At 45.2% G+C, this 20,894-nt stretch carries 20 protein-coding genes and 2 pseudogenes; 10 read left to right on the top strand and 12 right to left on the bottom strand.

Translation table 11 applies throughout. The features are described from left to right. Positions 1–52 precede the first annotated feature (52 nt). Together MC7420_RS10285 and MC7420_RS10280 are read left to right on the top strand one after the other, a co-directional pair. The gene (locus MC7420_RS10285) at positions 53–427 is read left to right on the top strand and encodes a nucleotidyltransferase family protein (protein ID WP_044206253.1); all 375 of its coding nucleotides are present in this window, start codon (positions 53–55) and stop codon (positions 425–427) included. Between the two features lie 2 nt (positions 428–429). Further along, positions 430–900: a ribonuclease toxin HepT-like protein gene (locus MC7420_RS10280; protein ID WP_044206250.1), complete on the top strand. Its 471-nt coding sequence runs from the start codon at positions 430–432 to the stop codon at positions 898–900. A gap of 191 nt (positions 901–1,091) precedes the next feature. On the opposite strand, the gene MC7420_RS10275 is transcribed toward MC7420_RS10280, so the two are convergent. Then, the gene (locus MC7420_RS10275; protein WP_006100069.1) at positions 1,092–1,700 is read right to left on the bottom strand and encodes a hypothetical protein; all 609 of its coding nucleotides are present in this window, start codon (positions 1,698–1,700) and stop codon (positions 1,092–1,094) included. Positions 1,701–1,861: 161 nt separating this feature from the next. Then, positions 1,862–2,470: a thylakoid membrane photosystem I accumulation factor gene (locus MC7420_RS10270; protein ID WP_006100256.1), complete on the bottom strand. Its 609-nt coding sequence runs from the start codon at positions 2,468–2,470 to the stop codon at positions 1,862–1,864. Between the two features lie 245 nt (positions 2,471–2,715). Between MC7420_RS10270 and MC7420_RS10265 the strand changes: the two genes are divergently transcribed. From MC7420_RS10265 to MC7420_RS10250, 4 genes are all read left to right on the top strand, one after another. Beyond that, positions 2,716–4,449 (top strand): CAP domain-containing protein, encoded by a 1,734-nt coding sequence (locus MC7420_RS10265; RefSeq protein WP_006100188.1) that lies wholly within the window; start codon positions 2,716–2,718, stop codon positions 4,447–4,449. Positions 4,450–4,695: 246 nt separating this feature from the next. Beyond that, entirely contained in the window at positions 4,696–6,063 is a 1,368-nt protein-coding gene (locus MC7420_RS35050) for a HEAT repeat domain-containing protein (protein ID WP_006100174.1), read from the top strand. A gap of 2 nt (positions 6,064–6,065) precedes the next feature. Continuing rightward, positions 6,066–6,188: a hypothetical protein gene (locus MC7420_RS43310; protein WP_006100011.1), complete on the top strand. Its 123-nt coding sequence runs from the start codon at positions 6,066–6,068 to the stop codon at positions 6,186–6,188. 152 nt (positions 6,189–6,340) lie between these two features. Next, entirely contained in the window at positions 6,341–7,684 is a 1,344-nt protein-coding gene (locus MC7420_RS10250; RefSeq protein WP_044206424.1) for a Mur ligase family protein, read from the top strand. A 41-nt stretch (positions 7,685–7,725) separates the two neighbouring features. Here MC7420_RS10250 and MC7420_RS43305 read toward each other — a convergent pair whose 3' ends face one another. Continuing rightward, positions 7,726–8,034 carry a DUF29 family protein gene (locus MC7420_RS43305; protein WP_083798970.1) on the bottom strand — a complete coding sequence of 103 codons (309 nt, stop codon included), beginning with the start codon at positions 8,032–8,034 and terminating at the stop codon, positions 7,726–7,728. A gap of 17 nt (positions 8,035–8,051) precedes the next feature. Further along, positions 8,052–8,270 carry a DUF29 family protein gene (locus MC7420_RS43300; RefSeq protein ID WP_006100216.1) on the bottom strand — a complete coding sequence of 73 codons (219 nt, stop codon included), beginning with the start codon at positions 8,268–8,270 and terminating at the stop codon, positions 8,052–8,054. A 720-nt stretch (positions 8,271–8,990) separates the two neighbouring features. Between MC7420_RS43300 and MC7420_RS10235 the strand changes: the two genes are divergently transcribed. The 3 genes from MC7420_RS10235 to MC7420_RS35045 all read left to right on the top strand — a co-directional run bounded on the left by MC7420_RS10235 (position 8,991) and on the right by MC7420_RS35045 (position 11,313). Further along, positions 8,991–9,809: a type 1 glutamine amidotransferase gene (locus tag MC7420_RS10235; protein ID WP_006100324.1), complete on the top strand. Its 819-nt coding sequence runs from the start codon at positions 8,991–8,993 to the stop codon at positions 9,807–9,809. 125 nt (positions 9,810–9,934) lie between these two features. Then, on the top strand, positions 9,935–10,714 hold the full coding sequence (locus MC7420_RS10230) for a hypothetical protein (protein ID WP_006100308.1): 780 nt from the start codon (positions 9,935–9,937) through the stop codon (positions 10,712–10,714). A gap of 128 nt (positions 10,715–10,842) precedes the next feature. Continuing rightward, on the top strand, positions 10,843–11,313 hold the full coding sequence (locus MC7420_RS35045) for a hypothetical protein (RefSeq protein WP_006100286.1): 471 nt from the start codon (positions 10,843–10,845) through the stop codon (positions 11,311–11,313). A gap of 70 nt (positions 11,314–11,383) precedes the next feature. On the opposite strand, the gene MC7420_RS10220 is transcribed toward MC7420_RS35045, so the two are convergent. The 8 genes and pseudogenes from MC7420_RS10220 to MC7420_RS10180 all read right to left on the bottom strand — a co-directional run bounded on the left by MC7420_RS10220 (position 11,384) and on the right by MC7420_RS10180 (position 18,657). Beyond that, positions 11,384–12,208 carry a CheR family methyltransferase gene (locus MC7420_RS10220; protein ID WP_006100085.1) on the bottom strand — a complete coding sequence of 275 codons (825 nt, stop codon included), beginning with the start codon at positions 12,206–12,208 and terminating at the stop codon, positions 11,384–11,386. A gap of 70 nt (positions 12,209–12,278) precedes the next feature. After that, positions 12,279–13,127, bottom strand: a complete 849-nt coding sequence (locus MC7420_RS35040) for a ParA family protein (RefSeq protein ID WP_006100153.1) — start codon at positions 13,125–13,127, stop codon at positions 12,279–12,281. Between the two features lie 251 nt (positions 13,128–13,378). Next, positions 13,379–13,816 (bottom strand): chemotaxis protein CheW, encoded by a 438-nt coding sequence (locus tag MC7420_RS10210; protein ID WP_006100364.1) that lies wholly within the window; start codon positions 13,814–13,816, stop codon positions 13,379–13,381. Positions 13,817–13,861: 45 nt separating this feature from the next. Further along, positions 13,862–15,967, bottom strand: coding sequence for a chemotaxis protein CheW (locus MC7420_RS10205; RefSeq protein WP_006100093.1), 2,106 nt, complete (start codon positions 15,965–15,967; stop codon positions 13,862–13,864). A 400-nt stretch (positions 15,968–16,367) separates the two neighbouring features. Continuing rightward, positions 16,368–16,535, bottom strand: a pseudogene (locus tag MC7420_RS36750) (IS630-like element ISMae25 family transposase); the annotation flags it as partial. 356 nt (positions 16,536–16,891) lie between these two features. Beyond that, positions 16,892–17,955 (bottom strand): annotated as a pseudogene (locus MC7420_RS41275) (ISAzo13 family transposase). 195 nt (positions 17,956–18,150) lie between these two features. After that, positions 18,151–18,408 carry an Hpt domain-containing protein gene (locus tag MC7420_RS10185; protein WP_006100095.1) on the bottom strand — a complete coding sequence of 86 codons (258 nt, stop codon included), beginning with the start codon at positions 18,406–18,408 and terminating at the stop codon, positions 18,151–18,153. 57 nt (positions 18,409–18,465) lie between these two features. Next, positions 18,466–18,657 (bottom strand): hypothetical protein, encoded by a 192-nt coding sequence (locus tag MC7420_RS10180; protein ID WP_006100109.1) that lies wholly within the window; start codon positions 18,655–18,657, stop codon positions 18,466–18,468. Between MC7420_RS10180 and MC7420_RS10175 the strand changes: the two genes are divergently transcribed. Beyond that, a partial coding sequence (locus MC7420_RS10175; protein WP_157453113.1) for a response regulator occupies positions 18,649–20,894 on the top strand: 2,246 nt, incomplete at its 3' end. The two genes, MC7420_RS10180 and MC7420_RS10175, sit on opposite strands and share 9 nt — an antisense overlap.

The raw sequence follows: 20,894 nt of genomic DNA, 5'->3' as shown, positions 1-20,894 counted from the left end.
TGTTTGTGCGATCGCAGATGCCCTCAACCTCTTAATCAAACCCCTGCAACTCATGCCCTCCGTGGACACAAAAACCCGTGAACAGATTGTAAAGAGAGTGCTAACCGCCCGTAAAAATAGGGCTGAGTTTTTGCTCCAGATGAAAAAACTCCAGCAGCAAGGCTGGCAAGCAGCACGCCAAGCGGCTGCTACCCTGAAGGAGGAATTTGGCGCAAATCGCGTTGTTTTATTTGGTTCAATGCTTGATCACCAGCACATGACCTGGCATTCTGATATAGACCTTGCCGTTTGGGGCATTGACACAAACCATTACCTACGGGCTGGGGCAGTTGCCGAAAGAGGACATCATTTCTCCATTGACCTGATAGATGCTGAATCATCACCCCCCCATATCCAAGCAGCCATTCAGCAAGGGATAGAACTGTAACGATGACTATGTTGGTTCAGCGCATTGAGCAGGAATTAGCACAAGTTCAAGAAGCAGTCACTCAAACTCAACGACTGATCAACAAACTTCCCCAAACTCAAGATGATGATATGCAAAACGCACTCATCGCGGCTATTGCGCTGAATATGCAAAGCTATTATACGGGAGCAGAGCGTATCTTCTATGAAATTGCTAAAGAGATAGATGGAGACGTGCCAACAGGTGCAGATTGGCATCGGCAAGTATTGGAACAACTGTCTGTAGAGATCCCGACGGTTCGCCAAGCTGTACTTTCACAGACAACATTAATTGACTTGGACGAATTCCGACGCTTTCGCCACGTTGTCAGAAGTAACTATGCTCATAATCTCAATCCTGATCTAGTCGTGCAATTATCAGAAAAATTAGCGATTTGTAGCCAGAAGTTGATGCAAGATATTCAGGTTTTTATGAGAGGTATGGGGCTAGGCTGAACTAGCTTGCGATCGCGTCTTTAGCATCAGCTTACCCTGATCATCTATCTCAGTAAATCAGCTACGATCAATAAAATAGTGTTTGTGCGATCGCACTATGCATTCCCCCTTTCTTGGAATGAATCTATACCTAGACCCCCCAACCATCGTCAGAATTGCTTGAATCCTTCACTATTTAAGGGTTTAAACTCTTAACAAATGGGACGCTGACCGAGGGGAACCGCATGAACGTATTCGCTACCTGAGGCGGGCCACCCCCGGCGGTAAGAGGCTTCTTCCGGCTTACCCCAGCCAAGCTGAAGGATGATTTCCAGAATCTGGGAATTCCCATAATGTAAAAGATTAACCCATTCCGTTCTCGATGCGATCGCGTCCACATCGTCAGGCTGAATTTGGCGATAGTCTTTGCCAAGGCGGATACTCAGGTACAAGTCCATACCCGGAGTCACCTGTTGCCAAAACTCCAAGATTGAAGGTTTAGCCGCTTTGATTATTTCTACGTCACGAGTTAACGCCACTAACTGATCATGCACCGTCGGATAACGCAAGGTTATGCCGTTGAGGGTTAACTGTCGCCAGACAATACCTGAAACCTGATGTTGTCGCTGGTAGTGGTGAACTGCTGCTTTAAAATCCCGATAAGCACTAAATTTTTGAATCCCTTCAGATTGAAGAAATCGGTCAATCACCGGATTACCCGATGCAGAAGCGGCTAGATTCAGACGCTGACCATTCATACAGGCGCGACGTTCCTCTGCCAGAATTTGGATCAGTTCCTCGGTGCTGTAGACCCGTGACATCAGATGTGCGATCGTAGTTGATTGGGGCAGCAGGAGTGTAGAGGGGCAGGAGTGCCAGGGTGCGGAGGGGCAGGGGAAAATTGAGATATGCACTCTGCCACAAGTTGACTTACTTTATACTTGCATATTTTGGATACTTTTCCCCAAACTCCTTGGTATCGTCAATCTTGGCTTAATTCCGTATTAATCTCGTTAACCGATCGCCGTTTTAAATCTAGTGATTCAGAACGGGGAAGTAAGTCAAAAACCTCCCGAAAGACATCATCGACTTTTTCGTAGCTGACTTGTCCCGTTTCATTCAACCGAACCTCACCCTCTTGGTCAATGAGAACGGTTTGGGGGACTAATCCTTCATAATAGTAGCCCGGTTTCATTGGGTCATCACTTGGTTTGTCGTACAGAGTATCCGCGCTAATGGGGATAAAACTCGCCGCCCGTCCATAAGGCGCTTGTAGCTGGGACACCACGGTGGAAAACTGCTTACAGTCTTTACTGTCATCGATATAGAACACCAGCAAGGCTGGTTTATGTGCTTTTATGGAGTCTGCCAGAGTGACACGCGGCGGGACTAGGGAACCATTCCCTGCATAGAGGGCAAAGATATTGCCGTCAAAGTGGTCATCATTGAGTTCGGCTAGGGCTGATGGTGTTGATAGCAGCAAACAGCCAAGGACAGCAATCAGAGTGACCAAACATTGGGCAATAAGACGTTTGTAAGAATAGCGATTGGTTGGATGTTGACTAAGAACAGGCAATGAGTCAAAGGTCATATTACAGTTACAACGTTAGTTTAGATGAAATTCCCTGTTTCTGATTATCCCTGATTGGCTGAGGAGTTCAAGCGATCGCCCAAACTGAACCGCATCATTATCATGCCAGCGCAATAAAGTCAATGCTAACTAGGAAACAGGAAACAAGTAAAGTTACGCACACATAACGAAAACCTAGCGAAAACGCGATCGCAATCATCGGTTGTTGAGACTGGAGTTAACAACCACACTTCAGGGTACTACCGATGCAACCTCAACAATCCAATCCCTCTCAACCTACCGTCCAAGAACAGGAAATGCTGGAGTTGATCAACCGGATGAGGCTCAACCCAGTCGGCGAACTTGATTTATTAATTAATTCAGCCGATGCTGATGTTAACTTCGCGTTGGACTACTTTAATGTTGATCTGGATGTATTGCAAACTCAATGGGCGAATCTCCAACCCGTTCAACCCTTAGCTTGGTCAGATCAACTCCAAGAGGCGGCGCAAAACCATAATCAGTTGATGATTCAAGCAGATACCCAGTCCCATCAGTTACCTGGGGAATTGAATTTGAGTCAGCGGATTGCTAATACTGGCTATAACTGGTCTACTGTGGGTGAGAATGTCTATACGTATGCTGACTCCGTTTTTCATGGACATGCAGGTTTTGCCATTGATTGGGGCTTCACTTCAACCGGGATACAAGCGTCCCATGGTCACCGCAATAATATTATGAACTCGAATTTTCGGGAAGTGGGTCTTTCGATTATTCCCGAAAATGACCCAGCTACCCAGGTTGGATCACTGGTCATCACCCAGAACTTTGGCAATCGCTTCAATTTTGGCAATTCCTGGTTAATGGGAGTTGTTTTTGACGACCAGATTACAGATGATCAATTTTATAGCATCGGTGAAGGACTGGGCGGAATTAATGTCACAGCCGTTAACACTACAACTAACGAACGTTTCACAACGACGACTTGGAACGCAGGTGGTTATCAAATGCAGTTGTCCACTGGAACCTACCAAGTGACCTTTGCTGGCGACTGGGACGATGATGGACAGACAGATACTGAAACTCGTCAGGTGACGATTGGGTCAGAAAATATCAAACTTGACCTGGATACAGATGAATTAATTCCGACACCTGAACCAACGTCCGAATCGGACTCAAAGACTGATACTCAAACTCCGAGTGACTCAACGACAGAAACAGACTCAAAGACTGATACTCAAACTCCGAGTGACTCAACGACAGAAACAGACTCAAAGACTGATACTCAAACTCCGAGTGACTCAAATACAGAAATAGACTCAACCCCTAATACTCAAACTTCGACATCAGAATTGACATCTGAACCCGAATCTGAGCCAACGACTACAGATAATCAGTCCCCGCTTAAATGTAGTGCATCAGATGACCATCTACAAGGTAGTGCGGATAAAGATATCATCGCTGGCTGTTTAGGCAATGATATTATTTACGGCAAAGAGGGTAATGATATCCTGCGCGGTGACTTTAACCACCGTTCCTCTGGTGGTATGGTTGGCGGTGATGACATCATTTATGGTGGTAAAGGGAATGATCGGATTGGCGGTAAGGGTGGAAATGATTTCCTCTATGGCGGCGATGATCATGACCGAATTTGGGGTGATGACGGCGATGACCTACTTTGGGGCGGTTTAGGGGATGACACTCTCACGGGAGACGATTTCTCTGGAGGACAGGGTAGCGATACGTTTGTGCTTGCCCTTGGCGAAGGAACTGATACAATAATAGATTTTCATCTGGGTGAAGATTTTTTGGGGTTAGCCAATGGACTGACCTTTGAAGAGCTGACCATCACTCAGGGAAGCGGTGGGAATAAGGGTCATGCTCTGATCAGTTCTGGTGATGAAACATTAGCTCGTCTCAAAGGCGTAGATGCGAATGACCTAATCGCGATTACCTCTGGCAGTGCCGCGATCGCAAATCCAGTTTTTGTTGACGTATAGCTGAGTTCCGCTATGGCGTCTTTCGATTACTTCTTTCACAGTCGGATTTTTTGTCCATAATAACTGACAACGGACTCAGTAGGTCGGTGGAAAAAAACCGAACTATGTTAAGTTCTGTAAATGTTCCTCAACCCCTTACATAAACGTAGCTTGCTTCTCAAGGGAGCGAGTATGACAAATGACGAATTACGAATGACAAATGACAAATGACTTTTAACTTTTGACGTTTGACTTGTGACTTATTTAATGACTAACCCTGATAATGCTTCAGTCGCGCATAAAATTCGCTCCTTAGCCCGAATGCGCTCAGAACAATCGATTCCAGTTTTCCTGCAAGGACTCAACCAGGACGATAATAGCGTACAGGCTTGGGCGGCGTGGGGACTGGCACAAATTGGTAGTGATGTGGTAGTGACTCATTTACTTGCAGCATTGGGAGATTCATCGCCGCAGGTGCGAAAGTGGGCAACATGGGCATTAGGGGAAATCGGTAGTGAACAGGCAGTTACGGGACTCTTGGACGCCCTAAACCATGAGGATGCTCAAGTCCGTTGGCGGGCGGCGACGGCGTTGGGACGTATCGCCAATCCTGTGGCAATTGACCCACTCCTACAGGTTTTGCGGGAAGATGAGGATCACTATGTTCGCGGTAGAGCGACATGGGCGTTAGGACAACTCAGAAGTGATGCCGCACTCGAAGACTTAAAACGGGCACTCTATGACCCAGACTTTTATATTCACACCAAAGCCGTCTATGCCTTAGGAAATCTGGCGAGCGAAGACGCGGTTTCTATTCTCCTGGAAGGGCTTTATCATCCTGTCTTAGAAGTTCGGGCGGCGTCTGTGGCCGTATTAGGTGAAATTGGCACTGAAACTGCCATTGCGGGAATTTTACAGTCACTTAGCGATGGAGATGTCTTTGTCCGCACACGAGTGGTGGAAGCCTTGGGAAATATTGGCACACCAACAGTGATAGCGGGTATTCGACAAGCGCTTAATGATGAAGATGCTTATGTTCGAGATAGAGCAGCGGCGGTGATTGAAAAACTCAAGGGGGTGATGAATCGCGACGTCCAGGATACCTCAGCAATGACGGCAAGTTCTATTCAAATTCCGGGTTTACCTAAACTCTGGATTGGTTCATTTAGTGAAGCCAGTGAATATCTCTGGTCAAAAACGCCAGGGTCATCCATTCACTATCTGATTTCCATTGGTTCTCCGGGGGTTGCTCCGCCTCCGGGTTATACTCGCATTCCTCACCATTTGCGATTAGAGTTTGATGATATTGATATGCCCCATGATGATCCCGAATATGTCTTGCCGACAGCAGAGCATATCCTGCAAATTATCGAATTTACCAATTTAATTTCGTCGAACCAGGGGGATTTACTCATCCATTGTCAATCCGGAGTGAGTCGTTCGGCGGCGGTGGCGTTGATTGTTTGTACTGAGTTATTGGGCGTGGGTAGAGAGGAAGATGCCCTTGCCAATGTTTTAGCCGTTAGACCTCAAGCCCTGCCAAATCTGTGGATTGTTCAGTTAGCCGATGATATTTTAAATTGCGGGGGTCGATTGGTTCAAGTGGTGCAACAGCATCATGACTCGGTGAAATAGTTTTGACTCTTCGCTACCATCGAGGACATGGCGTCTGTGCAGGGGCGGGTTTCACGATTATCGTTGCTTCCCTACCAGATGCGACTAAACCCGCCCTGACCAAGGTTGGAGTGAAAGGTTTATAGTGGGCGATGCAGACGTTTATGGCGCTAAAGCGCAACTACAAACTTACTCATATAGGTAGAATATTATGCTGACGAGCTATAGATGGCTGAGTAAATAACCTAGTATAAGCTCAGTGAACCGAGAAGCTGCCCCGTCTGGGAGGAGTGTGGATGTGAGTCAATCAGTGCTAGATCAAGTGCGTCTGAGTTTATCGGTAGGCGCGGCTAAAAGCGTTACCTCGTTGGTGCGGGGATTCCGTTTAGGGGCAGCGAGTGTATTGCCAGGGTCGATCGCCCGCAGAATTCAACCCCATGCTTTGCCGTTGCTTTTGGCACAGGTACGGCGTGGGGTGATTCTGATTGTAGGGACGAATGGCAAAACCACGACGGCTCTATTGTTGCGAACGCTGTTAGAGCGTCAGGGGTGGCGAGTGGCGCATAATGCCACGGGTGCGAATTTGATTAATGGGTTGGTGACGGCGTTGATGGAGCATACCAATATGGTGGGTTTGCTGGATGCCGATTACGCCATTTTAGAAGTGGATGAAAATATATTGCCCTTGCTGTTGCAGGATTGTCAGCCTCAGGTGATTTTGGGTTTAAATCTGTTTCGAGATCAACTGGATCGCTATGGGGAAGTAGATACAATTAGTCAGCGCTGGCTGAAGGCGATCGCACCGCTTCCTGACCAAACTCGGGTGATTTTGAATGCTGATGATCCGACACTGTGTCATTTGGGTCAACAGTTATCGCAAACGGTGCGATTTTTCGGTCTGAATGAACCGGAGCGCTATTTGGAAGAAATTCCCCATGCCGTAGACTCGATTTACTGTCCCAGTTGCGGTTATCCCTTGGATTATAAAGGGGTTTACTTGTCTCATTTAGGGGATTATCACTGTGCGAGTTGTGGCTTTAGTAAGAGTTCCTTAGCGGTAAATAGTCAGGAGTGGCCCCAAATCTTAATTGGTATTTATAACAAATATAATACCCTGGCGGCTGGATTAGTGGCAGAGGAATTGGGGATTGAGCGGGCGGACATTTACGACACGGTTAAAACCTTTAAGGCTGCATTTGGACGTGCTGAGGAATTGGTGGTTCAGGGGAAGAAGGTGCGGATTCTGTTATCGAAAAATCCGGTAGGGATGAATGAAACCATCCGGGCGGTGCATGATATCCAAAAACAGGGGGGAGCCTCGACCAAGTTAGTCGTGTTGAATGACCGAACCCCCGATGGGACGGATGTGTCTTGGATTTGGGACGTGGATACCGAGAAGCTGGTGGCGTTAGGCGGGACGATTGTGGTGAGTGGCGATCGCGTTTATGATATGGCATTACGCCTGAAGTATTCTCAATCCGATTCAGAACATCCTTGTGAGTTAATTATTAAAGAGGATTTACAGGAGGCGATTAAGACGGCATTGGCGCATACACCAGCCGATGAAACGTTGCATATTTTACCCACTTATTCTGCCATGTTAGAAGTGCGGGGATTGTTGACCGGGCGGCAGATTTTGTGAGTTGTCATTGGTCATTAACGCATCCGACAAAACCAGCGATTTTAGCTTTTTTCGGGTAGCCAGTTTATCTCTAATAATTGGTCGAGGGTATAAGGGCAGTTTTCGGGAAAATTCACCTCATATCCGGTCTTTTGTTTCACGTAATTTAATGCTTTTTCATGAATTTTTACTTGGTTTTCCTGGAGGTGATTTCGTAAATTTTGGGTTAAATCTTCATTGATTTGGGTTCTAAAACTCATAATTTCGGCTTGCCAATGATTGGCATTATAAGCTGTTCGGCATTTAAACCTTAATGTCAATAATGGCGAAAGCCTTGTAGTGCGAGCATCTTGCTCGCTACTAATACCCAATTTAAATGCATGACAGCTTAATCATGTTCTGCCGTCCAATATTGCCAAAGTAGCAAATGTCGGATAATCTGTTCTAGAAACCGTTCAACTGTTTTTTTCTCGCGCCGACTCAAGTCTTCCAACTCCTCAATTAAATGGTCTTTGTCCAACTCATTGAATCGGTTTTCTTTTAACAAACTAATGGTTCGCGCTAACCATTGGTCATATTCAACCTCATAAAGTGATGCTAAGTTCATGTTCACCTTCATTTTTACCTCTGCTTATTCAGCATGGGGAACCTGTCAGGGACAAGTATAACTAAAACTTTTAACGAGCGTGAGATTTGATTTAATATTTGTTGCTTAACAGAGCTTAACGGGCAAAAAAACTGTGAGAATTATTTGCAATAAGCAACGAAATTGCGTGGATTCAGCGATTTGTCTATACTAATAATGGGTGTTTTTTATGTGCGTTTTTAGGGAAAGTCGCCTGATCGTAAGCTGAACCCCTTGAGTTTGCGTCAAAAAGCGCTACTCCTCCGACTCAAGCCCGTTGGGGTTCGATGCATGTATTTTTGTAAAAATCAAAATCTTTTTTTGACAAAAAGCAGTAAAAATGGTACGTGATTTCATGTTCTGTTTCATGACTTATGAATAAGTGGGGAGGGCGGGTTTTGTTTTTCCGTTATCGGTGGGGAGGGCGGGTTTTGTTTTTCCGTTATCGGTGAATAGCTGAATTTAGTCCCTAAACCCGCCCCTACAATTGTTCCTAAACCCGCCCCTACAATTGTCCCTAAACCCGCCCCTACAATTGTTCCTAAACCCGCCCCTACAATTGTCCCTAAACCCGCCCCTACAATTGTCCCTAAACCCGCCCCTACAATTGTCCCTAAACCCGCCCCTACAATTGACTTATAACTTCTTTCCGTTTCCGCTCCAATCAGGCTGTAAAACTTAGATAGACATGAACCAAAAACGATGAATCCCGAACACCTAGAACTAACGATTGGCTGGCTATACCCGACTCTAATGAGTACCTACGGCGATCGCGGTAATGTGATCTGCCTCCAACAACGCGCTCAATGGCGGGGGATTCGGGTGAATGTCCTACCCCTCGACCAGCAAACCTCGGCTGAGCAATTCCACCAAGTTGATGTGTTTATGGGGGGTGGCGCCCAAGACCGACAGCAGGAAATAGTCATGCGGGACTTGCGGGGGGCAAAGGCGGATACCTTACGGGAGAAACTAGAAACCGGAACCCCTGGAGTGTTTACCTGCGGTTCCCCGCAACTGTTGGGTCACTATTACGAACCCGCTTTAGGTCAACGGATTGAAGGATTAGGGTTATTGGATTTTGTCAGTAAGCATCCTGGACCTAATGCCCGTCGCTGTATTGGCAATGTCGTCTTCGAGTTAACCGCCTCTCCCCTCGCCCAAGACTTAGAACAGATGCTGGGACGTAAGCCGATTGTGATTGGCTTTGAAAATCATGGTGGGCGTACCTATTTAGGGGATGTCTCCCCCCTGGGTAAGGTGGTGAAAGGCTACGGGAATAACGGCGAGGATGGCATGGAAGGGGCATTTTATCGAAACGCGATCGCGACCTACTCCCATGGTCCACTTTTACCCAAGAATCCCTTTATCGCCGATTGGCTGATCCAAACCGGATTAAAACAAAAGTACCAAACCCCTATCACTTTGACGCCCCTAGATGATACGTTAGCAAAGCAAGCACGGGCAGCGATGTTAAAACGCCTCTCGCTGACCAACCTGGCTCAAGAACCCGTAAACTGTTGAGATAGGCAACATGCCAATCAACGGCTTAAGTTAGGCTAGAGCCAGCTAAGGCTGGGCTGTCAGTCAAGGAAATGCCATCGTTACCGTAATTCGCTTACGCTCAAGAGAAAATTGCAAGCAGGGATATGACCGGAAAAGTAATTGATAGCAGTACTACAGGGATTCTAATTCTCCTACTCCCGATCGCGTTTGTATTCGTCCTGTTGTTTAAAACGTGGCCCTATCTGCTTGCGCTTTTGGTTGTGATTATTCTGTTGAAAATTTGGCAGCAGTATCGGTGGCTGCAATGGAGTAAGCAAGTTAATCCTTTTTTCAATCAGCTAATCAAAGACAATCAGGGTTGCTTGACTCCCCTAGACTTGTCGATAAAAGCGAACATCTCTGGAACCGCCGCCCAACGATATTTGGATAGAAAGGCAGAAGAATTTGGGGCGAAGCGGCGAGACTACGAGGATAAAGGGATTGTCTATTACTTTCTTACGGCTAATGCACTGGGAAGTATCTTTGACAGTAGTGAACCGCTACCGGAACAAGAGTCTGAATCCTTGACCAATCAAGCGCCAAAGCTGGTTCAATGGCTGATGGAAGATGAGGAGGATGAGGAGGATGAGGAGGATGAGGACATAGAGGAAACATCGGAGTCTGAGACTGCAAGCGAGGAGATTCAGGACACAGTCGCATCCCCTGGGGAAACATCATCCCCTCAACTCCAAGATAAAGATAAACCAAGTCAGTCTTTGATTCAGGCAGAATTAGCCAAGCGACTCGATGTACATTCGAGTACCATCGGTAAGCGCAAATCTGACCCAGATTTTCCCCAATGGAGTCAAACTAAAGATCCAGAAGGAGTCGCCTGGGAATATTCACCGAAAACAAAGGAATTTTCACCTGTGGAGGAGTCTTAGGTCATTCGTCATTTGTCATTTGTCCTTTGCTAGGAAATAGTACCCTCCTACTCTGACTGAAGAATAGGCGATCGCGAACCGACGGTGTACAATAATCGATTTGGGCTTCATACTATACCCTTATTGCCATGAAGATTGTTCAACGCTTACTTGTATCTACCCTAATGCTGTTTTCAGTGACGACACTTCAGATTGCTGCTACAGCTAGACCTCTAAATGAATCGGAGCAAGAAGTCGAAGCTCAAATTCGAGCAGTAATTGAAGCCCAAGACAAGGAGGGTTATCAATTGGTATTTCCGCGAACGGTAGCCAGACTCTCTAGAGGGGCGCAAGCACCGAAGACGGTATTTTTATCGCCCAGTCGAGAGTACAGTTTTGTTGCTGTTTGTAATAAGAGTTGTGAGGACGTGGATATCATTGTTGAAGATATGCAAGGCAATGTTGTCGCCTCTGATATGACCGATTATGCTGTCGCGGTTGTCCCTTTTGTTCCCCCAGCCGAGGATAGGTATGAGATTAATGTCAAAATGAGTAAATGTTCTTCAAGGAACAGCACTTGTGATTTTGGTTTAGGTGTTTTTGTTAAAGCAGAGGATTGAACTAAATTAGGTGGGGACAATTAAAGTTAACGGTGGGGAGCATCATTGGTCATTGGTCATTGGTCATTGGTCATTCTTCATTCCCTCGCAATTTGTAACACACCGCGTTATCAAATTGTACGGGTTCAAAGGCATTATCTAAGTTGACTGTTGTCTCCCCACCGCCGAGAAATAAATAGCCATCGGGTTGTAATACCCGCCGTAACCGAGCTAATATTTCTTGCTTCATCTCGATATCGAAATAGATCAAGACATTTCGCAGGAAAATAATATCAACCTGGGATAAGGGTAAAACCGTTTCGGTTAAATTAATTGGGCGAAACTCTACCATCTGGCGAATGTCAGGTTTAATTGTCCATCCTTGACTCTTTGGTTCAAAGTATTTCTGTCGCAAATTTAACGGTAAGCCACGATTCATTTCATGGGGATGGTAATATCCAGAACGGGCGCGATTGAGCATTACATCTGAGATATCGCTGGCGATTAATTGCACTCTCCAAGTGGTAAGTGCAGGAAAATGCTCGCGCAGCAACATAGCAATACTATAGGGTTCCTGACCACTGGAACAAGCAGCGCACCAAATAGTTAAATGGCGTTCGGTTTGTCGTTGTTGAATGAGTTCGGGTATTATAGCATTTTTTAACGCCTGAAATGGGTTATTGTCTCGAAAGAAAAAAGTTTCAGTGGTCATCATTGCTTCGACAACGGATTGACAAAGCGGATGAAACGGCTTTTGTTGCAGTTGCGCCACTAAACTCTTGACTGAATTTGCCCCAACCTGTTTGGCTAAACCAATTAGACGAGACTCCACCAAATACTGTTTATCCTCAGAGAGAACTACACCTGTGCGATCGCGCACCAATTTGCGAATATAATTAAAGTCGGAATTGGTCATTGGTCATTGGTCATTGGTCATTGGTCATTGGTCATTGGTCATTTGTTAGGGAATAGGGAACACCTTGACCCTAAAAACTCGGTTCTTTATCTGGTATTTCGGTAAAGTTGGATACACGGGTTAAATGAGTCGCGATCGCGGCGTAAGCCTTGCCAATTTTGCTGGCTTTGTTTGTATAGTGAGAAATGGGTAATCCTTCTTGCTGCGATCGATAAACTAAAACCGAATAAGGAACCACAAACACAGGATCTGAACGTTCCTGGAGACTTGACTCAATTTCATCAGACGGATTTAACTGGCTAGATTTCCGGGATTGACTGGTTTGACTAACTGTTTTATTTAAAACAATTGTCCAGTCTTTAATCCTATGTCCTTTATTCTGGACTAAATCATAGCAATAAGCCTTTAAATGTTCCAGAGATTCCCAAGAGAAAATCCCCGGATCAATCGGCACTACAATTTGCTCAGTTGCTCTCAAACTATTAAAAAGAAACAATCCAGCATCCGAAGGAACATCAATCAAAATATAGTCATAAAACCGCTGAACTGGCTCTAAAATTCGCTGCAATATCCCCGTTTTATCTTTCGTATCTTGCAACAGCATTGGTGCAACCCCTAGATTTAAGACAGAAGGGGCGATATGAAGATTCTCAATATCCGTTTCTAAAATAACCTTAGTAATTGGAACACCACTATACCCCTGACATTGACTTAAAAAAGCATCATACATCGAATATTGTAAACATCTACCATCAATCCCCAATCCTGATGTCGCATTCCCTTGAGGATCAAAATCCACCACTAAAACTTGATTTCCCCGTTTAGCCAAATACCCCGCCACATTCACACAAGTCGTGGTTTTCCCCGTTCCTCCTTTAACATTAGCAAACGCCACAGACTTCCCTTCTTTCTTACCCATCAATCCACCTCAAAAGCATACACATAACCACAGCACCCCAACCTCTGCGCCCCTCTGCGCCCCTCTGCGCCAACCTCTGCGCCCCTCTGCGTTAAAAAATCTTAATCCATCACCGTAAAATCAACCAAGCCAAATTCATCCACAAAAAAACTCACCACCTCAAAAGCCTAAACATAATCACAGCACCCCAACCTCTAACCCCCTCTGCGCCCCTCTGCGCCAACCTCTGCGCCCCTCTGCGTTAAAAAATCTTAATCCATCACCGTAAAATCAACCACTTTATCCACATCCAGAAACAGCAATAATCGATTTGGCAACTTATAAGAACCCTGAATTAACTCTCGCACTCCCCCCCTATACGTATCTGGAGGACGTTCAAAATCGTCATCGGATACATCCAAAACATCGCCAATTTCATCCACCAACAAACTCACCGTCTCATCAGGAGTTCGGACAATTATATTAATCGGTAACGGATCATAAGCCCGTGGCTTCAACTCCAATCGCCGTCGTAAATCAATCGCCGTCACAATTTGTCCACGTAAATTAATTAAACCCGCCACAACCGGAGGCGCCAGGGGAACCCGCGTCATCTCTTGATGACGTAATATTTCTTGAACATTTTCTACCTCAATCCCTAAGAAAAGATTATCGAGAAAAAAGGTACATAATTGAGTCGTCTTTGTCATTTATAGTTCGTCATTTGTACTCGTAAATAACCCATTTAATTAAACCTAAACTAACATCGGCTTAACCACTGATAAACCCTGCTCAATCAAAGCATGAACATCAATAATTTCAGTAACTTTACCCTGAATCACCGCTGAACAGAGAATTGCCTTTTGTGGAGATACCCCTTTAATATTAATACCTTGTTCAACAATATCCAGAACCTGATCCACCACCAACCCCACTTGTTTGTCTCCCTGCAAAGAGACAACAATCACGGGTTGTTTATCCTCACTAATTTCCGATTGGCGATCGCGCACCTGAAACTCTGAATAACCGTTGCTCAAAACAGCCGATAAATGAATCAGCGGCATGATATGCTGGCGATATTGAATCACCTCTTGATCGCCCAAATATTCGATGCGATCGCGGGGAAATTCTTCTAGGCGTGATACCTTAGACAAAGGAATTGCCAAACGTCGCTGATTGGCGGCGTGGAAGACTAAAAGCTGCTGAGGAATAGCGGTAGAATTCACCGATTGACTGTCCTCATTCACTAAGGCTTTTTCCTTTTCCGGAGAGGTAATCAGCGTTTTTTGCGCCAAACCCTGGACATCTAAAATCAATACCACTTTCCCATCCCCCATAATTGTCGCCCCAGCAAAACAAGCTAGGGATTTTAGCGGTTTTCCTAAGGGTTTAACTACGATTTCTTGGGTATCGTTAATCACATCCACAACTAATCCAAAGGGTTTCTCGGTGGCTTGAACCACAACAATGTTAATCGTTTCATCCTCTTGTTCAGGAATTAAACTTTGCTTTTTAGCATTCGAGGTTTTCCCTATACCGCTAGACTCCTGCACTCCGGTATTATTTTCCAGTTGCAACACCTGATTTAAGTAAACCAAGGGTAATAAATTCCCCCGTAACCGATAGACGGGTGTTCCATGAAACCATTCGATCCGCTGTTCAGCTTGTTCGCGATCTAACCGTACCAGTTCTAACAGATTCACTTGGGGAATGGCGTAGCGATCGCCGCCACTGGTAATAATTAATGTCGGGATAATCGCCAAAGTTAGCGGAATTTTAAGTTTAAAACTTGTTCCTTGACCCAACCGACTTTCGACATCAATTGTGCCACTAATCCTCTCAATATTCGCCCGAACGACATCCATTCCCACACCCCGTCCGGAAATATTAGTTACAGTTTCGCTAGTGGAAAAACTGGGTAAAAAGATGAGGTGAAGCGCTTCCTGTTCGGTCATGTGCAGGGCTTGTGTTGGCGTAATTATTCCCTGTTGTAGCGCCTTTTGTTTCAGGTTTTCGAGATCAATTCCTTTGCCATCATCAGACACTTCAATATTAACGTGTCCGCTTTCGTGATAGGCGCGAAGTAACAAGCGCCCTACTTGAGATTTTCCGGCGGCTATCCTCATGTCTGGGGTGTCTAAACCATGATCCAGACAATTGCGGACAAGATGGGTTAGGGGATTCGCGATCGCTTCGATTAAGGTTTTGTCTAATTCTGTCTCTTCTCCCTCCATTTCCAATTGCACTTGCTTGTTTAAACTCACCGCCAGATCGCGCACGACACGGGGGAATTTACTCCAAATTGTGCGAATAGGTTGCATCCGGGTTTTCATGACCCCTTCTTGCAATTCGGAGGTAACTAAATTTAATCGTCCCGATGCTGATTTAAACGCATCATCATGTTCAGCATTTACCGCCTGTTGATTGGCAAATTCTAAAATTTGATTGCGACATAATACCAATTCTCCCACCAGATTCATTAACTTATCCAGGAGATTTACATCGACACGGATGGCGCTATTGGTGATTGGTGAGGGGGAAGTGGAATTTGATGTCTGGGGATTGGCTGAAGCCGGCGGATTGGTATCTTGGCATACATGGGAATTGGCAGAAGGGGAATTAGCAATAGATACCTGGGGATGTGAAGCTTTCTCGTTAAGATCTTGGCATAAAACCGATAGATCTGGGTACGAATGTCCCCCTACAGATTCGGTTTTGGATTGGGATTCCTCATCCTTGATCCTCTCCCCATTCTCAACAGGTAATGCATTTAACTGATTAAATAAAGCCGTGCGATCGCGTGAACTTTCTTCACCCGTGGTTTCGAGACTCTCAAAGTGATCGCGGATGGCGTCGATCACTTGTAATAACGCATTGGTAATATCTGGTGTTACCGGAATCCTCGCTTCCCGTAAGGGACTTGCGGAAAAATAGAATACCAGTCATTGTAGAGGAGAGGAGGCTTCTCAAAGCAATGCTGTTGAACACTATCATGCTCAAAGAGAACTGGGATGATACTAGCTCAAACCGTACTAACTACATTCTGGCGATGCCATTCAGGTATAGTCTAGTGCATCGCGGCAGCAATCCTTGAGCAGCTCACCCTACTGGCGTGACCCAGCTAAAATGGTGCATTAGTATCGGGGAAAACGGATTTAATAATGAGAACACCCCTATACTGGACGCGATCGCTCTCCAAATATCTGGATGAGTCCACAACCACCCGCCAACAAGAATTTGAGAACACCTTTCTACTGGACGCGATCGCAACTTCATGTTATTGAGGTTGTCACACAATAGTCGGATGTTAGGAGCATGAGGATAGTCAACATCTAATAGATGTTTCACCTCCTCTGCCCAGTCCTCGCTGGTGCGACTATCCCGACAACTTACTCGTCGCCCGCCTCGATTGGGGTCAAAGAACATGAATCTGAAGTTCCCCCATACAGATGTACTGCACCCAGCGTCAAGCCTTATACTGTAATAGTTTTAACGCTCAAGCCCCTCAAAAATCGTACATAAGTAGCACTGGCAAGAATAGCGCGTTGGCGATGCCTGCTGAAGAAGGAACCTATCGCGCTATTCTTCCAATAAACAATCTTATCGGTGAAAACCCTCGCTACATCACAGTGAGGCAGTGCAAGATTTTTTGGCTGGGGGAACTTCAGGTTAATGCATAGGTTTGACCAAAGGTCAATATAATATATTATATTATATTAGTCCTATATTTGCGTATATCATACGCAAACTTATTTTAGTTTTTCCCTCTCCTTGTAAGGAGAGAGTTAACTAGGGACAATTGTGATATCCCATTTAGGCAATGTTTCAGAACGCTGCCAGAAGGGATAGTAATCTTCTAACTCTGTGGGCAGGACTTTGATGCCTTTTTCATAGATGGTTTCGATGTGATGGACAATTGGAGCAATTCCCTTCCAAGTCATATTGGCAGCCCATTGTATGGCAGCTTCTACTGAGTCTAAAATGGCACCATTCCAATAGTTTTCTAGGACGGCCCAACAGCGTTCTATCGGATTGTACTTGCTGTGGTAGGGAGGATAGTAAATCAGGCGAATTTTTACATCAATCTCTTGGGAAAGTTCAACCATTCGTTTGATAAATTGGGTGCGGTCACTGCGAGTTGCTACACCGCCATCAAGATCAATCACCCATTCAGAAATCTCCGGATAATCGGGTTGATTTTGTTTCCACCAAGCAGTTAAACAATCGACGATAAAGTCACTAGTTTCAACAGAGTGACCCATATAAATCGATAATTGTTCGCTGTGGGTGTTGAGAATACCAAAGGGGATTAAGATACCTTGCCACTGGGTATCGTGGTCATCCGCCTTTTTCGGCTTCAAAGTCCGTGCCTTACCACCTCTGGACAGATTGCCAATTTTGACCTTGGCTTTGGTATCAATAGATACTCGCAACGATTTGGGATTTTCATCTGATGCCTGATTCTGTTTAAATACATTATCGAAAATGGCATCGGTTTGAGGCGTTTTTTTTAAAGGTTTTGTTTTTTGGGTTTTTTTAGGCGATACCCCAAGCGGTTGAGAATTTCACCTATTGTCTGCCTAGAGGGCAAGTCGCTCTCAGAGTAACCAACTTCGTTTACTAATGCCTCTCGGACTGCTTTGGCACTGATGCGCGTATATAGAAAGGTCGATTGAAATTTTGGGTCGGCTTGGGCTTCTCTATCTACCAGGGAGTGGATATCCGCTTCTAAGTTAGGCAGCACTTGTTCCGTTTTGTGTCGCCCTCTTGCTTGATAGTTATCTACACAGATAAGTCCGGTTCGCCGTTCATTCAATCCCAGTTGTACGCTATGGCGATTCCAGCCCATAGCGGTTTCCGCTTTGCGGGCTGACCCATCAAAATAATCTTCGGTGACAGACGCGATAAAATCTCGTTTACGGTGACCTGTCAGTTTCTCACTGGCATCTTTAAACGTAGCTAGTACAGTTTGAGCTAGTATCATCCCGGTTCTCTTTGAGCATGATAGTGTTCAACAGCATTGCTTTGAGAAGCCTCCTCTCCTCTACAATGACTGGTATTCTATTTTTCCGCAAGTCCCTAAACGACTGAGTAAATTTTCTCCCCCATGGGTAATTCCCTGTAATTTCTCTAAACCGAGAAAACCACTGTTCCCTTTAATCGTGTGCAGATGGCGGTAAATCCGGTTGATCACCTCTGCATCTGAGGTGCTTTGTTCCAAGGCGACTAAATCCCCTTCGAGTTGATTCAGGTGTTCGTAGCCTTCCACTAAGAATTCCTTGAGATCCTCATCGATTTCCATTCAACTCTCTCAAGATTACGGCTGTATGATTGCGAAACTAACTTTGACTATTATATTCTAATTACAAAATTTAGCAAACCTTAACATCTGTACTAATATGACACCTGTATTAAACTCTCGCCAGAAAAAATAACCCGTTTCCAGGAGTACAACTGCCTCTTTTTTATCGGATAAGAGAAAAATAACCATCGAACACCGAGTACAATGCGATCGATCGGCATCAACCATCAACCCTGAACCATGAACCATCACTCATCAACCATCAACCCTGAACTAGAAACCATTACCCAACACTTTAGTATCCTTGACCGGATTCCTATCGGATTGTGTATTATCCGACACGATTTTATCGTCTTATTTTGGAACCATATCTTAGAAAACTGGACAAAACTGCCGAAATCGGAAATCGTTGGTACATCCTTAGCGACCCATTTTCCGCAAGTGAATCAACCGCGATATAAAACTCGCTTAAAGCAAGTCTTTAAAAGTCGCTTACCTGCGGTATTTTCGTCACAACTGCACGGATCTCTAATTAGTCAAGATCAACCCAACAATAAGAAACGAATTCAAGAAACCAGTGTTACGCCAATTCCGGCACTCATCGGCGATGGGGTTTATGCTTTAATCGCGATTCAAGATGTCACCGAACTAACCCAACGTATCCAAAATTATCAGGATGAACTACAACGGCGTAAGCAAGTCGAAGCCAAATTAAAACAAGCCAAAGTCGAAGCCGAATCTGCCAACAAAGCTAAAAGTGAATTTGTGGCAACAATGAGCCATGAAATTCGCACACCGATGAATGGCATTATTGGTATGACCGAATTGTTATTAGATAGTCGGTTATCTCCGAATCAGCAAAATTTTGTGAATACGATTCGCACCAGTGGGGATGCGTTACTTGCCATTATTAATGATATTCTCGACTTTTCTAAGATTGAAGCCAACCGACTAGAGTTAGAAGCCGAAGCCTTTAACTTAAGAACTTGTATTGAAGACACCTTAGATTTAGTCGCACCAAAAGCGGCGGAAAAAAATATTGATATTGCTTATAAACTTGACTCAACAACCCCGACGACAATTCTAGGAGATGTCACGCGACTGCGGCAAATCTTGCTAAATTTACTCAGTAATGCGATTAAGTTTACGGAAAAAGGAGAAGTCGTTGTCTCTGTCCGTGCAAAGAAATGCCCAGAGAATCGTAGAGACGTTCCACCGGAACGTCTGACCGTGGAAGGTCTGACCGTAAAATGTCTAGACGTTTCCGATCAATACGAAATTAAATTTACGGTGAGAGATACAGGAATTGGGATTCCTTCAGATCGGATCAATCGACTGTTTAAACCCTTTAGCCAGGTCGATAGTTCCACCACCCGGAAATATGGGGGGACGGGGTTAGGGTTGGTGATTAGTAAACGTCTGAGTGAAATGATGGGCGGTACGATGTGGGTGGAAAGTAAAGTCGGCAAAGGGTCTAAATTTTCCTTTACCATCCAAACACTATCAATCCCCTCATCAGTCCCTCAACCGTTGGATTTTATCCAACCTGAGTTAACCGGTTTACGGGTATTAATCGTGGATGATAATGCGACGCATCGCCAAATTCTCACCCTACAAACAAAGTCTTGGGGAATGGTGGTTCGTTGTGCCAAGTCAGGATTTCAAGCCCTCAAACTATTGCATCGTGAACCTCAGTTTGACCTGGCAATCCTAGATTACCGTATGCCGGAACTGGATGGTGTGGCGCTAGCGAAACGAATTCAGGCGTTACCCCAAGGCAAAACTCTACCGTTATTAATTCTGAGTTCGGGTGGAAAACCCAGTCGTCATGAATACCAAGGGCGAGTGGAATTTGCGGCTTTTATTGATAAGCCAATTAAGCAAAATCAACTGCATCAGGTTTTGCTACAAATTGCGGGTAAACAACAAACGCTGATACCGTCCAAGGTATCGCCACCGCAATTTAACACCGAACTGGGTAAAACCCTACCGTTAAAAATTTTGGTGATAGATGATGTCGAGGTTAATCATCAAGTCGCCTGTGAAATGTTGCAACGGTTAGGATATAGCGCCGATAGTGCTAATAGTGGACAAGAGGCGCTGATGGCGGTGAGTTGTTGTGATTACGATGTGATCTTTATGGATATGCAAATGCCCGGGATGGATGGGTTGGAAACAACGCGGCGAATTCGTCAGCAATTCTCTGCGGAAATCCGGGAGATAGGGACATTCACTCAAAACTCGTCAACTCACCCTTGGATTATTGCGATGACGGCGAATGCGATGAAAGGCGATCGCGAAACCTGTATTGAGGCGGGTATGAATGATTATATTAGTAAGCCTGTACGAGTGAAAGCGCTGGTGCAAGCGTTGCAGTATTACGCCCAGGAGAGGGGATGTAGAAAAGATAGTGAGACAACCGATCATTTGACTCAACCTACCTTTGTTGAAAAAAAGGGAGATTATCCTTCTAGTGAAACACCCGA

Source organism: Coleofasciculus chthonoplastes PCC 7420 (genome assembly GCF_000155555.1).
GTDB classification, from domain to species: domain Bacteria; phylum Cyanobacteriota; class Cyanobacteriia; order Cyanobacteriales; family Coleofasciculaceae; genus Coleofasciculus; species Coleofasciculus chthonoplastes_A.
The sequence above is the reverse complement of the archived record's forward strand: the minus strand, read 5'-3'. Positions and strand labels throughout refer to the sequence as shown.

Excerpts from the sequence above, each read along its gene's own strand:
- MC7420_RS10265 (WP_006100188.1), top strand. The coding sequence starts at position 2,716 with ATGCAACCTCAACAATCCAATCCCTCTCAACCTACCGTCCAAGAACAG.
- MC7420_RS10185 (WP_006100095.1), bottom strand. The coding sequence starts at position 18,408 with ATGGAAATCGATGAGGATCTCAAGGAATTCTTAGTGGAAGGCTACGAA.
- MC7420_RS10220 (WP_006100085.1), bottom strand. The coding sequence starts at position 12,208 with ATGACCAATTCCGACTTTAATTATATTCGCAAATTGGTGCGCGATCGC.
- MC7420_RS35040 (WP_006100153.1), bottom strand. The coding sequence starts at position 13,127 with ATGGGTAAGAAAGAAGGGAAGTCTGTGGCGTTTGCTAATGTTAAAGGA.
- MC7420_RS35050 (WP_006100174.1), top strand. The coding sequence starts at position 4,696 with ATGACTAACCCTGATAATGCTTCAGTCGCGCATAAAATTCGCTCCTTA.
- MC7420_RS10210 (WP_006100364.1), bottom strand. The coding sequence starts at position 13,816 with ATGACAAAGACGACTCAATTATGTACCTTTTTTCTCGATAATCTTTTC.
- MC7420_RS10280 (WP_044206250.1), top strand. The coding sequence starts at position 430 with ATGACTATGTTGGTTCAGCGCATTGAGCAGGAATTAGCACAAGTTCAA.
- MC7420_RS43300 (WP_006100216.1), bottom strand. The coding sequence starts at position 8,270 with ATGAACTTAGCATCACTTTATGAGGTTGAATATGACCAATGGTTAGCG.
- MC7420_RS10285 (WP_044206253.1), top strand. The coding sequence starts at position 53 with ATGCCCTCCGTGGACACAAAAACCCGTGAACAGATTGTAAAGAGAGTG.
- MC7420_RS10275 (WP_006100069.1), bottom strand. The coding sequence starts at position 1,700 with ATGTCACGGGTCTACAGCACCGAGGAACTGATCCAAATTCTGGCAGAG.
- MC7420_RS35045 (WP_006100286.1), top strand. The coding sequence starts at position 10,843 with ATGAAGATTGTTCAACGCTTACTTGTATCTACCCTAATGCTGTTTTCA.
- MC7420_RS10230 (WP_006100308.1), top strand. The coding sequence starts at position 9,935 with ATGACCGGAAAAGTAATTGATAGCAGTACTACAGGGATTCTAATTCTC.
- MC7420_RS10235 (WP_006100324.1), top strand. The coding sequence starts at position 8,991 with ATGAATCCCGAACACCTAGAACTAACGATTGGCTGGCTATACCCGACT.
- MC7420_RS10180 (WP_006100109.1), bottom strand. The coding sequence starts at position 18,657 with ATGGTTCATGGTTCAGGGTTGATGGTTGATGCCGATCGATCGCATTGT.
- MC7420_RS10270 (WP_006100256.1), bottom strand. The coding sequence starts at position 2,470 with ATGACCTTTGACTCATTGCCTGTTCTTAGTCAACATCCAACCAATCGC.